The following is a 16,367-nucleotide window of genomic DNA, read 5'->3' on the forward strand; positions in this document are numbered from 1 at the left end:
GTAACAAAGGTTACACTTTTCATTACTTTTTCTAATCAATCTTTAAATTCTTAAACATTGAATCTTTAAATCCTTCCCATTTCTTCAAAGAACTATAAGCTATCTACCCTATAGATAAACCGTATGAAAAATAATATCATAATCCGCACGAAAAAACATCAAATTTATTGATGCAACAGATATCTGTTGACGACACCGGTTTCCCATTTGCACGCTGCTTCCCTTACTTATTGTTAATACCCTTTTTGCAGCTATAATATTTTAGGATTACAGAAAAAATCATATTATCTTTGTAGCCTCAAAAAAGAATAACTATTCTCAACAAATTCTCAACAGAAGGAGATCTTTATATGACAGAGCCTTTGAAGCACGAATGCGGTATCGTAATGATACGCTTGCTAAAGCCGCTTGACTACTATCAAAAGAAGTACGGTACATGGCAATACGGACTGAATAAGCTGTATCTGCTGATGGAAAAACAGCACAATCGCGGGCAGGAAGGCGCAGGACTGGCTGTGGTAAAATTAGACTCGCCTCCTGGAAGCGAATTTATATTCAGGGAAAGAGCCACAGGCTCAGGCGCCATATCGGAAATCTTCTCGAATGTCTATAAAAATTACGAAAAAACATCCCGCGAAAAATTAAACGATCCTGCATATGCCACCCAATACCTGCCATTTGCAGGTGAATTATTTTTAGGGCATTTGCGTTACAGCACAACGGGCAAGAGCGGCATCTCATATGTGCATCCGTTCCTTCGACGCAGCAACTGGCGGTCGAGAAACCTGGCTTTGGCAGGAAACTTCAACATGACCAATGTCGATGAACTGTTCGAAGCGCTGGTGGCTGAAGGACAACACCCGCGCGATTATGCCGACACATTCGTTTTACTCGAATCCCTCGGGCATCACCTCGACAGGGAAGTTCAGTTCCAGTATGACAAATTCGGTAAAGACCGCAAAGTAAGAGGAGAAGAGCTGAACGACATGATAGAGAAAAACCTCGATATACACTTCATGCTCAACAAAGCCAGTGAGAACTGGGACGGAGGATACACTATCGGCGGACTTATCGGCTGTGGCGATGGATTTGTGTACAGAGATCCTGCCGGCATACGTCCGGCTTTCTACTACTATGACGATGAGATTGTCGTGGTGGCATCCGAACGCCCTGTTATCCAAACGGCACTCAATCTAGACGTAGCAGAAGTAAAGGAGCTGAATCCGGGACAGGCCATCATTATCAAAAAAAGCGGACAGGTATTGTTTTCGCAGATACAGGAACCGCGAAATGTCTCCCCTTGTTCATTCGAACGGATTTACTTTTCACGCGGTTCGGACGCGGATATATACAACGAACGGAAAGATCTCGGCAAACTCCTTCTTCCGCCTATCCTGAAAGCAATAGACAACGATATACAGCATACGGTTTTCTCATTCATCCCCAATACGGCGGAAGTTGCATTCTTCGGCATGACAGAGGCCTTAAACAAGCATATGAATGACGTAAAACTAAAGAAGATCACAGAGAAAGGCGCATCCATTTCCGAAGAAGAGCTGCAAAGAATATTATCTATGCGTGTACGCACCGAAAAGGTTGTTATCAAAGACATCAAGTTACGGACTTTCATCGCGCAGGATGGCAGCCGCGACGACCTGGCAGCTCACGTTTATGATATAACATACGATTCGGTACGCCCTTATGAGGATAACCTGGTAGTAATAGACGACAGCATTGTACGGGGAACAACCCTGAAACAAAGTATCATAAAAATACTCGACCGCCTGCACCCCAAAAAGATAGTTATCGTATCCTCATCCCCGCAAATCCGGTATCCCGACTGCTATGGCATAGATATGTCGCGCATGAGCGAGTTTGCCGCATTCAGGGCTGCAATCGAACTACTCAAAGAAAGAGGGCTGCAATCCATTATCGACGAGGTGTACCGCAAATCTCTCGCGCAAAAGGATAAGCCTAAAGAAGAAATAGTGAACTATGTAAAAGAAATATACGCGCCGTTCTCCAATGAAGAAATATCGACAAAGATGGCCGAAATGCTTACGCCAAAGGGGACTCAGGCTAAGATAGAAATTGTATTCCAAACCATTGAGGACCTCCATAAAGCCAGCCCCGGCCATAAAGGGGACTGGTATTTTTCGGGCAACTACCCTACTGCGGGAGGCAACAGGATGGTAAATACAGCCTTTTTGAATTATATAGAGGGAATAGATAAAAGGTCATACTGACCCTACGGACAATATTTGTCAATGCCGGGAATAAGGAACCAAACTCTCTATTCCCGGCATTTTTTATTTAAATTTATAAAACAGGCCTATCTCTTTCATTTATAGAAAGATCCGGAATATGGCACGTTTTTCTTTCATTATGATTATTTTTCCGTCCTTATTCAAACATTTTTCATACGTGATCTATCCTATTGTAAACAAAGCAAATGCGAAAGGAACAACAAAATTTTCCATCATAAATTTTAAAATTAAGAAAAATGCATATACATTTGCACCGCAGAACAAACTTAAAAACGATCACATTAATTAAAAAATTATGAAAAAAATTTTACTAGTCAGCGCATTGGCATTTTCCTGCCTGTTTGTAAACGCACAAGATGGTCTTAAAGGAACTTGGTTTGTCGGAGGTCAGTTAGGCTTCGGAAGCGATAAATCTTACACAACTTCTTCCGATGGAATTGTTGAAAGAAAAATTAATGACTTCACAGTTGCCCCTCTTGTCGGAACATTCATTTCTCCTTCCGTAGCTGTAGGTGCGGCCTTAGGATTTGAATCGGGAAAAGTGAAAATAGCCGGTGTACAAACCGAGAAATCTACAGATATCTCTATCATGCCTTTTGCCAGAAAGTACTGGAACATCAGCGGCGGACTTTACTTCTTCGGACAAGCTGCGCTTCCTCTCTCTTTCGGAAGCACTGAATATGGAAACGGCGAGACCAAACTGAAGGTGAACGAGACTAATATCGCTGTAGCTTTAGCTCCGGGCTTTGATTATATAATCAATGACTGGATTACAGTAGAAACTTCTTTCACCGTACTGAGCGCCCGTTACAATAGCTCTAAACCGAAAGGTGGCGACAGCAGCAATTCTTTCAGATTCAATGGAGATACACATGGAACTGAAATCGGCGATTTAACTGTCGGTGTCAAATTCTTATTCTAAAAAACGCTCTGCAACCATATAGAAAGCCCGGAAGTTCCGGGCTTTTTTTATTTTCGGAAGTTATAAAAATTGTTTTATATATATGGATACAAATAATTTATATATCTTTGTTCCTTCTAGACAGCTTAATATAAACTACATCATCTTAACCGAATATTTTATGAAACAAAAGATTAAAATTACCTTAGCTGCAATTTTTTTAATTGGAGGCTTATCTGTCAGCGCCCAAGAAAAAAAATTCTTTTTCGGAGCCAAAGCCGGATTTGTATTTTCAGACCTTAGTGAGTACTCTTACAAAACCAGAATGAAACATTCCTTCACCGGGGGACTTACATTCGACTATTTCCTTAATCGTGATTTGTATATTTCTTCCGCAATCGAATTCGCCAATAAGGGTGCCAAATTCGATCTTCTGAATAAAAACGAGGAGGAAGGCACAAGTCTGGATATCAAAAATTCAACCATCGCTGCTTTTTATATCCAGGTACCTGTACATCTGGGATATAAATTTGACTTATCGGAAAAAACAAGACTGATGGTGCAAGCCGGCCCCTATATAGCCTACGGTGTTGGCGGGCCAACCGAGCTTGGGGACGAAGTTATTTTAAAAACTCCGGGAGAGACCATCACAATGAATCTGAACGAATACATGCGTCATCTTCCGTACTACAATCTTATAAACGACTGGAGAAGAGATAAAGAGACTTTCAGTGATACCCACTTCCGTGAATTTGACTGGGGTATCGGTATCGGCATGGGAGTAGAGTATGAACATGTGAATATAAGCTTTAGATATGATTTCGGGCTATATAATATATCTCAAGAAGCCGGGAAAGTAAAAAACAGGAATGCTTCCGTTACTTTAGGATATAAGTTCTGATCATTCTTTCATATAACAATAAAGCCCGGTATCCAAACCGGGCTTTATTGTTTTTATTTCAAAAGGAATTGCTTAAAACCGGCGAACTCTTTGCCCATATCTATACTTTGTTTTTCCCCTTTCATAAAAGCCTGTAACTTCCCGGGAATAGCAACCGGTTTGCCGGTAATGCCTTCTACTGTTTCCAGAAATTTGGCAGGATGCGCCGTTTCAAGGAAAACACCCGTTTCATCAGACTGCAATTCATCTTTTAAAGCCTGATAACCACACGCCCCGTGAGGATCGAGCAAATATCCTGTTCCATCATAAGTATTCTTTACTGTCTTCTTTATATTGTCATCACTATACCATTTCCCGGATATATCTTTCTTTATTTCGTCTAATGACTTATTGTAAAGGTCGAGTACCCGGACAAAATTACTGGGATTTCCCACATCCATGGCATTGGCGATTGTTTGCACAGACGGACGGGGATCATACTCTCCGGTTTGCAGATACTTATAGAAAATATCATTGCTGTTATTTGCCGCGATGAAACGCTTTACAGGCAACCCCATGCGTTTAGCTATGAGTCCGGCGGTAATATTCCCAAAATTACCGCTAGGTACCGAAAAGACAATATTACGGGCTTTTCCCAGCTTGGCAAGTTGGGCATAAGCATGGAAATAATAGAATGCCTGAGGAAGAAACCGGGCTACATTTATGGAATTGGCGGAAGTAAGATTCAGTTTCCGGTTCAGTTCATCATCAAGGAAAGCAGTTTTAACCAGCGCCTGGCAATCATCGAATGTGCCGTCTATTTCTATTGCTGTTATATTCCGCCCTAATGTGGTGAACTGGCATTCCTGTATCTGGCTTACCTTACCCTTGGGATAAAGGACATATACATGAATACCTCCCACTCCCAGGAAGCCATTCGCGACAGCACTGCCCGTATCTCCCGATGTGGCCACCAGCACTTTCACATCTTTCTGTCCTTGCTTCTTAATGAAATAGCCGAGCAGGCGGGCCATGAAACGCCCCCCCACATCTTTAAACGCAAGAGTAGGACCATGAAAAAGTTCAAGGCTGTATATATTATCTTTTACATGTACTACAGGAGTATCGAAGTTAAGCGTATCATATACGATACTTTTGAGAGTGCCAGCCTCTATATCTTCTCCAAAGAAAGCATCTGCAACCGTATATGCTATCTCCTGAAAGCTCATATTGCCTATATTGTCAAAAAAAGATTGTGGCAATTTCTTTATCATTTCGGGCATATAAAGCCCGTTATCAGGAGCCAGACCTTTGACTACCGCCTCTTGCAAACCGACCTGCGGCGCATTCTTATTCGTACTGTAATACTTCATTTTATATTAATTTGAAAAACAAAAATAATAAAATGCAAAAGAAGAGGCAAATGAATGAACATTATATTCGTATCCGGAACATTTTCATTGACAAATAATTCAGCCTATTATTTACGGAAAAAGATAGCTGAAACCGCCAATCCTTTTATTTTCTGAATATCTGGATAAAATATCTCTATTTTTACTACTTTTGTTACGTTATAATGAAAAAAGAAACACATTGAAATTACCTAATATCGTTGTCCGTATCCTCGCCGGAGCTGTATTCATCGGCCTGTTACTCGGAGGAATACTTAAAGATGAATATACTTTTGTTATTATATTCTCGTTGCTCACCGTATTATGCCTGTATGAGTTTTACGGATTGATAGAAAAAAGCGCCAAAGTTCGCGTTATCCGGCCATGGAATATATTAGGAGGATTTTTCCTTTTTTTAGGAGGATTTTACTATTGTGTCCATTCAGCATCAGCACTGGCTTTTGTCCCATATATGATTTATCTGATAGTCCTTTTCATCAGCGAGTTGTATATGAAACGGGAAAATCCTATCCAGTCCTTATCCCATTCACTTTTAGGGCAGGTTTACATTGCAGGCCCCTTAGCATTGACAAACTATCTTGTATTTGCCTATGAACCCGGAAGCTATCATTATGTATATATTCTTGCCCTGCTGGTAACAATATGGGTAAACGATACTTTCGCCTATCTTACAGGTATGGCTTTCGGAAAGCACCGCTTATTCGAGCGGATTTCCCCTAAGAAATCATGGGAAGGCTTTATCGGCGGCGCGATTGCAGCGATAGCTTCTTCTCTCATTTTTGCACATTTCTTCCCAAATCTTTGCACTCTTTCCTGGCTTGGCTTCGCAGCCGTGGTAGTGGTGGCCGGCACTTGGGGCGACCTCTTCGAGTCATTAATAAAACGTACACTCGGAGTAAAGGATTCAGGTAATATGATACCGGGGCACGGCGGTATCCTCGACCGTTTCGACAGCACAATACTGGCTATTCCGGCAGTATGCGTATACCTGTTACTGACCGATTCTCTTATTTCCTGTATATAAATCATTAAGATCCCAACAGAAACCGTCATCCTTACAGTTCAGATGCCTGACAATAAGACAGATACAAAAACAAAAAGAACTCGAGCCGCAAGCAACTGCAGGTCTGCGCAGGCCTCATATACTTTATACCAATAGCATAGCAGATGTTCCGATAAAATCTCAAAATATATAAAATTAATGCGGAAATGTGTAACAGGCATATGGAAATTTTGCCATAATTTTGTGGTCGTAAAGTAAGCGTAATAAAGATAGGGACGGCCGAAACTACATGTGTTGGTAATGAAGATTCCGGTATGAAACAACAATCACTATCACCATTTGGATATAATTTTCCCGTTTTACCTTTGAAACGCTAATGACTATATAGTCAACACAATAGCAAACAGAACAACACAATGATATTTCCAATCTTAACAGACATAAACCGCTCTGGCCCTTTCCCTTGCGAAAATCCGGAAGTTAACTATTTATCAGAGGGAAAGGAAAAGGGGCTAAACAGAACTGCTACCAGGAGTTTTTTCCCCGCAAAAAAAGCTCTTTATTCCATAGTGAATATCATCAAAAGAAAATATACAAATCATTTTAATTCAGAGAATATCAAAGAAAGAGTTTATATGACATCCGGTTATTACCCATGCCATATCAATTCCATATCTTCATTTTGTCTTTATTTTGCATTCAACATCTAAAATACAGCTTGGGAAAGTTGTACAAGGAGAATTTATGGTATTGAAAAAACTCTTTCTTCTTAATTAACACAAGTTTCAGGGTTATCCATCCCTATTTTTATCGGAGAATGGGGGGGATATATCCGGACTTCAGACTGCAAGCAATATCCAGGAACTGCCGGAATACAGGCCATAAGCCTTAATCCCGCTGCAGGCGGAGCAATCGCTACACTTGATGAACTATTGTAAGAAGTCTCCATTGTATGGGCAGGAACAAATGATAATGCCACCCGGTTCAATTCCGGGATAGTAACAGTATTAAGAGATTGGGCAACATCCGGTCAGGGATATATTGTTACAGTAGCAGATAAAATATCAGTAAGCTCTTTCCACAATATACTCTACGGCAGCTTCCAGTGCCTCACGCACGTCAGTCTCTGAAACCGTCGCGATTATTTCCTCCGCGCGATTTTTATATTCTTCCATTTTGCGGTAGGCATAATCTATACCTCCGTGCCCTTTAGCGTAGCTGATAAGCTTATGTATATTTTGGTCTGTATAATTGTATGAAAAAATGACGGACAATAATTCCTTCTTTTCATCCTCCGGCGCATTTCTTATAGCATATAACAAAGGGAGTGTAACTTTCCCTTCGCGTATATCATTTCCTGTAGGCTTGCCAATGGCATCCGTAAAGTAGTCGAATATGTCGTCCCGCAATTGAAAACAAACCCCGAGATATTCTCCCAATTTGGTAAACCTTTCCACTTCTTCCTCCGGCGCGTTCACCGACATTGCTCCTATACGCATACATACCGACATCAGTGATGCGGTCTTCTTCCTTATCACCTGAAAATATTCATCCTCATCCAGAATCAGTTCCTTGACCAGTGAGAGCTGGTTCAATTCGCCTTCGGCAAGGTCACGTCCTAAATCCGAAACGTGCGATATAATTTCGATATTACCGGTCAGTACGCTTTTAATCAAGGCTGTGGACAGGAAATAGTCACCCGCGAGTACAGCCATCTTATTATCGTAAATAGCATTCAGCGAAGCCATTCCTCTCCTTATTTTGGATTCATCAACAACATCGTCATGTATCAGGGAAGCTGTATGCAGAAGTTCTATTGTTATGGCGGAGTTATAAGTCGTATTGTTTATTTCTCCACAGGCCTTTGCCGCTAATAGTAACAGAATGGGACGTATCCGTTTGCCATCCGATTTCATAATATAATCTATAATCTCCTGAATCCTTACGTTATTACAAAAGACAGAATCTTTGTAATAGGTATTGAATTTTTTCAGCTCTTCCGTTACTGGTTTTGCTATTAAAAGCTTTTTATCCATACTAAGTTTTGTTGAGATGCAAATTTAGGAATAATTCGGTTTATAGCATTATATATTTATAACTTTGAACACCATCAGGATATTTTTTAAGGAATAACAAGAACCTGCTTTACCTTATTGTGTTTTCCCCATTGAATATCAGGAGAGGCCGGTCCAGCTATTTTCCCGTCAATGTAATAACAGGCACGATCATCTCCTCCATAGAAATACCCCCGTGCTGGAATGTACCGGTATAGTAGGATACATAATAGTTGTAATTATTGGGGTATGCAAAGAAGTCATCACCCGTGGCAAAGATGTATTTTGTACTTATATTGGGAGACGGCAATCCTGCTTTCTCCGGAGAATGGATGTCATAAACCTTTTTGCGGTCATATTCCAGATTCCGGCCGAATTTGTAACGGATATTGGAGTTTACGGTTTTATCCCCTATGACTTTCACCGGATTTTTCACGCGTATAGTGCCATGGTCGGTGGTAAGGATTATTTTATACCCCATCTCCCTCGCTTTTCGCAAAATATCCATTGTACTGGAATGTTTAAACCACGAACGGGTCAGAGAACGGTATGCAGCTTCGTCTGAAGCCAGTTCACGTATCATCTTCGATTCGGTACGTGCATGGGATAACATATCCACAAAATTGATGACAATGACATTAAGTGGCTTGCTGTTCATCGTGTTTATATTCTGCACAAGCTTTTCGCCTGACGAGGAAGACAATAATTTATTATAGGAGAAGGTATATTCCTTTCCGTATCTTTCCAATTGTTTCTGTAAAAATACCTCTTCATTGAGGTTTTTACCCTCGTCTTCATCCTCTTCCACCCACAGGCCGGGATAAGACTTCACAATCTGTGACGGCATAAGTCCGGAAAAAATAGCGTTACGGGCATATTGCGTGGCCGTGGGCAGGATACTGAAATATTCCTCCTCCGAAATATTGAAATCGCCTGCCAGCAGGTCTTTTACTTCCCACCACTGGTCGAGGCGGAAGTTATCTATCAGGATAAAAAATACTTTTTCCCCCTTGTCCAGTAACGGAAGTATTTTTTTAGGGAAAAGTTCGGGGCTGATCAGCGGCTTATCTTTTGCATCTGATATCCACGATTCATAATTCTTTTTTACATATCTGCTAAAGCTGTTATTAGCTTCCTGCTTTTGTACCCGTAAAAGGTCTGCCAGGGGACTTTGCGAAGCATCCAGCTCTATTTCCCAATATACCAGTTTCTTGTAGATATCTATCCAGTCGTTGTAATCGGGAGAATCATTCATATGCGCGCTGATCCGTGAAAATTCTTCCCGGTAACCTTCAAGCGTTATTTCGGAAACGATATCGTCTTTGTGGAGGTTCTTTTTCAGTGACAGGAGTATCTGGTGCGGATTGACAGGTTTGATCAGATAATCGGCTATTTTCTTGCCTATGGCATGCGTCATGATCCCTTCGTCCTCGCTCTTGGTAATCATAATAACAGGAATATTGGGGTTGATCTCCTTGATAAGGCTCAAGGTCTCCATACCAGCCAGTCCGGGCATGTTTTCGTCAAGGAATATGATATCGAAAGATTCGCCCTTTACGCAGTCCAGCGCATCCTGGCCGCTGTTCACAGGAGTCACGTCGTATCCTTTTTCTTCAAGGAAAAGAATATGAGCGCGCAACACGTCTATTTCGTCATCGGCCCAGAGTATCCGTTTTTTTCTCATTCAAATCCTATAGTTATAAGGAGGCTGCCCCAAAAGTAATATTACACTATTAAAGTGTTACCCTCTTTGTCATTGGCTCCGCTTCGCTCTGCCGAACGTTGTTTCTGAGTGTAACGAAGAATCTCGGCCCTCCGGATACGAGATGTTTCACTCCGTTCAACATGACAAAATGATATGAAAAAATACTTTTGGGACAGCCTCTATATTATTCTGCACTTTAGTCAATAATCAAAAGTACAAACAGAAGTCCAATCCTTAAAACGGGGAGGGTTAAAATTTATTATTTCAGTACCTGGTTAATTGCGTTCAACAAGTACTCTTTAGGATCGGAACTGTATTCCCAGAACATAACTCCGGCCATTCCGTTAGTCTTCACATACCCGCATTTTGCTTTTACCGATTCTTCATCGTCGTAGGTAACAAACTCACCCTTATAAAAATTGAACAGGTAAGGGGCCTGCGCCGCTTCGTCCCAATATCTGTAATACTCATTCTGGTTTACCAGGCTGTCTTTGATAAATGTGTATCCTTTTCCCTGTATTTGTTCGGTTACCGGATCTCCCACTCCTTTCGATGAATCTTTCTTCGTTTTATAGATGCGCCCGTAAAAAGCAATACCCATTACCAGTTTTTCCATAGGGACTCCTGCTGCATGAAAAGCCTTTACAGCTATATCGGCACTATTGGATTCGCTATACTTATCCGAAGCTAAAAGGTTGGTGTGATGAATAGCCTTTTCTTTAGATTGATAGTCATAGGTCATTATATTTACATAGTCGAGGTATTCCTGAGCTTTACCCATCTCCGTATTGTCGATGAACTTCTGAGAGCCACCCACAGCCGTTGTGAGCAGGTATTTCTTACCCGATGCCTTTTCGAGCTCATCCAGCCCGGCCCTGATGGCAGCGAACATCAGTGTATAGTTCTGCTTATCTTCGGGGCGGAATACATTGCCTGTATCTCCTTCCATGGCAGGGTATTCCCAATCTATATCCACTCCGTCGAGATTATATTTACTCATGATCTCAACGGCAGATTTGGCAAATGTCTTTTGTCCTTCGGGAGTCAATACGGCGTCCGAGAAATTCCTGCTCCATGCCCATCCTCCGATCGATATAAGGATTTTCAGTTCGGGGTTCTGCTGTTTCAACTCATTCAGTTTCCTGAAATTGACCGTGTCGGTAGCTTCGTTTGTCAGGAAAGCTTTTCCTGCCTGTACGTCTACAAAGGCATAGTTGATATGAGTAATCTTACCGGGTGATATTTTACTCACATCCGTCAGTCCGTTATAACCGCTTACATATGCAATTATTACAGGTTTGGATTTATCTTCCCCGCTTTTTTTATTACATGATGCCAGTACGGCCAAAAGTAATAAAATGGAAATAACAATGTTCTTTTTCATAATTATCAAATTAGAAATTAATAAAGAATTTCTGTCTAAATATTCCAACTGCATTTTCATATTATTTACCGGTATCCAATGCAGTTTCTATCTGCGCTAATAAATCCTGCAAATGGCTGCGCTTAATCCCTGACGACGAGGCCGCCGCACTGCGTATGCTCTGGCGCAGGTCTATCAATTGCGTGCGGGCAATACCTGTGGCGTCTGAAGCCCTTGTCTGGGTCTGCGGATTTGCATTCTTAGTATCTATAATGCTGATAAGGGCATTGACATAGTTCTTTTGCAGGTTTCGGCGATAGATGTCGATCGCCTTTCCGTTTGTAAGCTCAGACCATATACTTTTTTTCAGGTCGCTGAACATATTTATTGCCGTATAGGCGCCTGACCCGTTATATGCCTCGTCACGCAGCATTTTGTCTATTGTATATCTGCTTATCAGGCGGTCCAGCGTCCTTTTCTGAATATTTCCGATCGAGCTTACAGGGTCTACACTCGCTTTTGTTATCAGCGTTTTGTCTATCAACCATTCGGGAGTGGTAAATAGCTGTTGGTCTAAAAACTGCATTGCTTCTTTTTGTATGCTTGCCGGAACAAATTCTTCCGAATTACCCGACTGTTCGACAACTACAGGAGTGCGGTAAATACCTGCGATATTTTTAGTTACATGTCCCATATAGCGCGCATATTGCCCTGCTACTTCTCCATATATGGAAGTAGCCATCGCGTAGTCTTTATTCGGCTCTTTAGTCCACTCCAGTATTTGCGGAACAATACGCCGGAGATTCTTTATACCATAAGTACTTGCCAGCATGGCATTGTCGCCGAGGTCTTCACTCTGGTTGCGGGGATCGTCCTGATCGGTTTCCGTTCCGAAAGTAAAACGCTTGTCGCTTTGGAGTTTTTCCATTATGGTTTTGTTAGAAAACGGAATTTCGTCTTCCGCAGTCGCATATTCCGGTAAATATCTGTAACCCCATTCTATAGACCAGTCGTCATATATTCCGATACGGGGGAATAGTCCTTTTTCCGAAATATTATCTTCGGGCTGGGCGACATAGTTGAACCGGGCGTAGTCCATTATCGAAGGTGTATGCCCGTTTGCCTCCACCCACTCCTTGTTTCTCAGGTTTTCGACAGGTACGGTCGCCGAAGATCCGAAGTTGTGTCTCAGCCCTAATGTATGTCCTACCTCATGCGATGACACAAAACGGATAAGTTCGCCCATCAGTTCGTCTTCGAACTTCAGTTTTTGGGCGCGTTTATCCACATTTCCAGCCTGTATCATATACCAGTTGCGCAACAAGAGCATCACATTGTGATACCAGTTGATATGTGTTTCTATTATTTCACCGCTGCGGGGATCATGTACATGCGGGCCACTGGCATTCGGTATATCGGACGGTTTGTAGACGATTGCCGAGTGACGCGCATCTTCGAGGCTCCATGTGGAATCTTTAGGCGCTTCCATTCCTATGATCGCGTTTTTAAAGCCTGCTTTTTCAAAAGCCTTCTGCCAGTCATTGACACCTTGTATGAGGTATGGCACCCATTTTTTCGGTGTGGCGGGATCTATATAGAAAATGATCGGTTTTTCCGGTTCCACCAGTTCCCCGTTCACGTATTTCTGTAACTCTCCATTCTTTGGCTCCAGTCTCCAGCGGGTGATCTTCGATTTATAATCTATCCCCTGCGAATTGGAATCGAAATCGGTGTACCTTACAGCAAAATAAGCTACACGGGGATCGAACAAACGCGGTTTCATCGGCTCTTTCGGGAGCAAAACGAGAGAGCTGTTCAGCTCGTATGTCATCGGGTCGCTAGGGAAATACTGTGCCGCCTGAGAAGGATATCCTTGCGGCGGCACCTGGGCGTATGTCTTAACTGTCTTGATTTCAACATTGATAGGGTATGCCTTGATAGTGTCTATATAACTTCTGTCGGCAAAATAGTTTCCGATACCCCTGTACTTCTTCATATTGGTGTCGAAAAAGAAAAGGTTATTGTCACCATTCAGGAAGTCGGTAATATCTATGACAGCAGCAGATGTTTTGTTTACAGAATCCCTGTTCAGAGCCTGTACTGCGAATGTGGCCATGATGGGTTGTATATTCGAGTTCTTTACAGACTGGTACATACCCAGTGTATCGTTTGCCTGCTCGAGATATGAGATGCTACGGATAAAAACTTTGTTGTTCGGCCCCTTTTCGAAGCGGATAACATTCTCTCCTATCTGGTCGCCGGGATAGCCAACCATCGATTTGTACCTGTTGACAGGAGCCTTGGATATCCTGTTCACTACCAATATATCCCGTTCCATGATAGAATCGGGTAATTCGAAGTAGAATTTATCTTTTACCTTATGTACTTTGAAAAAGCCTGTATTTGTCTTTGCTTCTTTGGTTATCACTTCCCCGTATGGCTTTGGCTCACCGGGAGGCGTCGCTGGTTTGGCGGCAGGCGCGGCAGTTTCTTTCTTTTCCTCTTTCTTCTTCTTTTTAAAGGGATTTCTTATTTGCGCGTTACCTCCTACTATTCCCATCGTAAGAAACAGTATTAGAATCAGGCTCTTTTTGTGCATAGTTGTGGTAATTAATTGTAAATAAAATTAGTTAATATGCAAAACTAAAGAAATTAAGTATTCAATAAAAATTACTGTAACATTTTTTCTAACCGCATGCAGGGGCTGATCAAAATTAAAACGATACTATCAATGTACTGGCCACTTTGTCATTGGGTCCGCTCCGGCGGGGGGAAAACTCATTACTTGTTAAAAGGTAACAAAAGTAACAGTTTTTTAGCCTTTGTGCCCTTTGTGATTCCCTTCGTGTACTTAGTGGTTGAAAACTTTTTACCACAAGGGGCACAAAGATTTACACAAAGAACACTATATAAAAGGTAACACCGAAAGCAATTAAGAATTAAGAACCAACGGTCAGAGGAGCTAATTCTTTCCCTCGTAACTCGTAACTGCCCAAAGGGCGAAGTAACTCGTAACTGCTTTAATCAATACTTCAAAGAACTATCAGCTAATAGCTAACGACTTAAACCATATAGATAAAATTCTTTTGAAAAATAAACTTCGCCCGCTACTGCTCCAGTCCGTGTCTTGCGCAGCAAGAACAATCATTCGATAACGATTACGCCAAACGAAGCAATCCCGTTTCCCAGATCCCAATATAATCACAGAGATAAATGAAAAAATCGTACAACTTTTGAGGTTGTACGATTCTCCATAAATAATAAATATCTGAATATTTTTATTTTATATCATTCAGCAAATCTGTTTTGCCTTCATTTACCAGTTTAAGTATCAGTTCACCAAACAGCGTATTCTGCCATGCAAACCACGAACGGGTAAACTTCTTAGGGTCATCTTTGTGGAAAGATTCGTGCATAAATCCGGTATCGGCATCCGTCTCCAACAACATCTTCACACATGCCTGTATTTCTTTATCATCCTGACTGGTAAAGGCTTTCATCATGATACTCATTGGCCATATCATGTCATAACCGATATGAGGCCCGCCAATACCTTCTCCGGCACTGCCTTTAAAGAAATAAGGATTGCTTTCGCTCCACACAAATTTACGCGTATTCTGATAAATAGGGTCTTTTATATCGACATCTCCCAGATAAGCGGACGATAATAAGCTTGGCGCATTGGAATCATCCATCAGATACTGGTTGCCAAAACCATCTACTTCGAAAGCGTAGATTTTCCCATACTCAGGGTGATTATAAACAGCATACTTCTTCAGGGCGGTCTCCACCTCCTGAGCAAGGTCTGTACATTCTTTAGCCAGTTCTGTCTCCTTATTTACAGTAGTCAGTATTTCAGCAGCCTTTCTCAACGAAGTAACGGCAAAGAAATTAGACGGAACAAGGAAAAGGAAAGTAGTAGCGTCATCGGAAGGACGGAAACATGAAGCAATCAGCCCGACAGGATTTACAGGATTACCATATCCGTCATTGTTCATCGTATCCAGCTGGCGTTCGGTCTTACGCTGAAACTTGTAAGGCCCTACACCGTCTTTACGTTGTTGCTCCTTGAATGTTTGCAGGATCAGAGTAATTGCCTGCAGCCATTCCTCATCAAATACTGAAGTGTCCCCTGTAGTCTTCCAGTAATGGTAAGCCAGACGCAACGGATAACATAGCGAATCTATTTCCCATTTACGCTCATGCAGTTCCGGCTTCATATTCGTCAAGTCCGACATCCATTGGTGATCCGGATTCGGATCGTGCGGATCAAGGAACGCGTTTGCATACGGGTCGATGATAATACATTTGAACTGGCGGCGGATCGTACCTGCCAGCATAGCCTTCAGTTCGGGGTCCTGATTTGCAAGCTGCACATATGGCCAAACCTGCGCTCCCGAGTCGCGTAACCACATAGCATGGATATCCCCGGTATAAACCACAGTGTCGTCTTTCCCGTCTGTCTTACGGTAGCGGACTGTTGTATCCAGCGTATTGGGAAAACAGTTTTCGAACATCCAGGCCAGTTTGGCGTTTTTCAATAGCTTCTTTACACGGACAATTTCATTTTCAACGGCTTTGGAAGTAAATAACCGTTTCGATTTCTCAGGGCGGTTACTCTTGTAATCTGCCGGAATTTTAACTACCGTATTGTCTTGAGCGAAAACCAGGTTGCCATTCAGTATAGGAGTGGAAGCCTTTGCCTCATTAACAAAAAGCGCCGAGCCTAAAACGCAAAGACCTAAAATTCCTTTTTTAAAATAAGTTTTATTATTCATAATT

At 41.9% G+C, this 16,367-nt stretch carries 10 protein-coding genes; 4 read left to right on the top strand and 6 right to left on the bottom strand.

The features are described from left to right. Positions 1 to 350 precede the first annotated feature (350 nt). From ACYQ3L_RS02095 to ACYQ3L_RS02105, 3 genes are all read left to right on the top strand, one after another. Complete coding sequence (locus tag ACYQ3L_RS02095; RefSeq protein WP_380000753.1) at positions 351 to 2,246, top strand: amidophosphoribosyltransferase; 1,896 nt, start codon at positions 351 to 353, stop codon at positions 2,244 to 2,246. A gap of 316 nt (positions 2,247 to 2,562) precedes the next feature. Further along, positions 2,563 to 3,189 (top strand): hypothetical protein, encoded by a 627-nt coding sequence (locus ACYQ3L_RS02100; protein ID WP_380000755.1) that lies wholly within the window; start codon positions 2,563 to 2,565, stop codon positions 3,187 to 3,189. A gap of 160 nt (positions 3,190 to 3,349) precedes the next feature. After that, on the top strand, positions 3,350 to 4,069 hold the full coding sequence (locus ACYQ3L_RS02105) for a porin family protein (RefSeq protein ID WP_380000757.1): 720 nt from the start codon (positions 3,350 to 3,352) through the stop codon (positions 4,067 to 4,069). Positions 4,070 to 4,122: 53 nt separating this feature from the next. Here the strand turns inward: ACYQ3L_RS02105 and thrC are convergent, their stop codons facing one another. Then, a complete protein-coding gene (gene thrC, locus ACYQ3L_RS02110; protein WP_380000759.1) occupies positions 4,123 to 5,421 on the bottom strand; it encodes a threonine synthase in 1,299 nt (432 codons plus the stop codon). A 220-nt stretch (positions 5,422 to 5,641) separates the two neighbouring features. Here thrC and ACYQ3L_RS02115 point away from each other — a divergent pair, with 220 nt between their 5' ends. Beyond that, complete coding sequence (locus tag ACYQ3L_RS02115) at positions 5,642 to 6,484, top strand: phosphatidate cytidylyltransferase (protein WP_380000761.1); 843 nt, start codon at positions 5,642 to 5,644, stop codon at positions 6,482 to 6,484. A gap of 1,043 nt (positions 6,485 to 7,527) precedes the next feature. On the opposite strand, the gene ACYQ3L_RS02120 is transcribed toward ACYQ3L_RS02115, so the two are convergent. From ACYQ3L_RS02120 to ACYQ3L_RS02140, 5 genes are all read right to left on the bottom strand, one after another. Continuing rightward, positions 7,528 to 8,499, bottom strand: a complete 972-nt coding sequence (locus tag ACYQ3L_RS02120) for a polyprenyl synthetase family protein (protein WP_380000763.1) — start codon at positions 8,497 to 8,499, stop codon at positions 7,528 to 7,530. Between the two features lie 157 nt (positions 8,500 to 8,656). Continuing rightward, on the bottom strand, positions 8,657 to 10,201 hold the full coding sequence (gene porX, locus ACYQ3L_RS02125; RefSeq protein ID WP_380000765.1) for a T9SS response regulator signal transducer PorX: 1,545 nt from the start codon (positions 10,199 to 10,201) through the stop codon (positions 8,657 to 8,659). 280 nt (positions 10,202 to 10,481) lie between these two features. Beyond that, entirely contained in the window at positions 10,482 to 11,606 is a 1,125-nt protein-coding gene (locus ACYQ3L_RS02130; RefSeq protein WP_380000767.1) for a glycoside hydrolase family 18 protein, read from the bottom strand. A 61-nt stretch (positions 11,607 to 11,667) separates the two neighbouring features. Next, positions 11,668 to 14,184 carry a zinc-dependent metalloprotease gene (locus ACYQ3L_RS02135; protein ID WP_380000769.1) on the bottom strand — a complete coding sequence of 839 codons (2,517 nt, stop codon included), beginning with the start codon at positions 14,182 to 14,184 and terminating at the stop codon, positions 11,668 to 11,670. Between the two features lie 679 nt (positions 14,185 to 14,863). Further along, entirely contained in the window at positions 14,864 to 16,363 is a 1,500-nt protein-coding gene (locus tag ACYQ3L_RS02140) for a glycoside hydrolase family 125 protein (RefSeq protein ID WP_380000771.1), read from the bottom strand. Positions 16,364 to 16,367 lie beyond the last annotated feature (4 nt).

This window comes from Dysgonomonas termitidis (assembly GCF_054657735.1).

Bases quoted from the DNA above. Each gene is read 5' to 3' on its own strand.
- ACYQ3L_RS02095 (WP_380000753.1), top strand. From the start codon at position 351: ATGACAGAGCCTTTGAAGCACGAATGCGGTATCGTAATGATACGCTTG.
- ACYQ3L_RS02100 (WP_380000755.1), top strand. From the start codon at position 2,563: ATGAAAAAAATTTTACTAGTCAGCGCATTGGCATTTTCCTGCCTGTTT.
- ACYQ3L_RS02105 (WP_380000757.1), top strand. From the start codon at position 3,350: ATGAAACAAAAGATTAAAATTACCTTAGCTGCAATTTTTTTAATTGGA.
- thrC (WP_380000759.1), bottom strand. From the start codon at position 5,421: ATGAAGTATTACAGTACGAATAAGAATGCGCCGCAGGTCGGTTTGCAA.
- ACYQ3L_RS02120 (WP_380000763.1), bottom strand. From the start codon at position 8,499: ATGGATAAAAAGCTTTTAATAGCAAAACCAGTAACGGAAGAGCTGAAA.
- porX (WP_380000765.1), bottom strand. From the start codon at position 10,201: ATGAGAAAAAAACGGATACTCTGGGCCGATGACGAAATAGACGTGTTG.
- ACYQ3L_RS02130 (WP_380000767.1), bottom strand. From the start codon at position 11,606: ATGAAAAAGAACATTGTTATTTCCATTTTATTACTTTTGGCCGTACTG.
- ACYQ3L_RS02135 (WP_380000769.1), bottom strand. From the start codon at position 14,184: ATGCACAAAAAGAGCCTGATTCTAATACTGTTTCTTACGATGGGAATA.
- ACYQ3L_RS02140 (WP_380000771.1), bottom strand. From the start codon at position 16,363: ATGAATAATAAAACTTATTTTAAAAAAGGAATTTTAGGTCTTTGCGTT.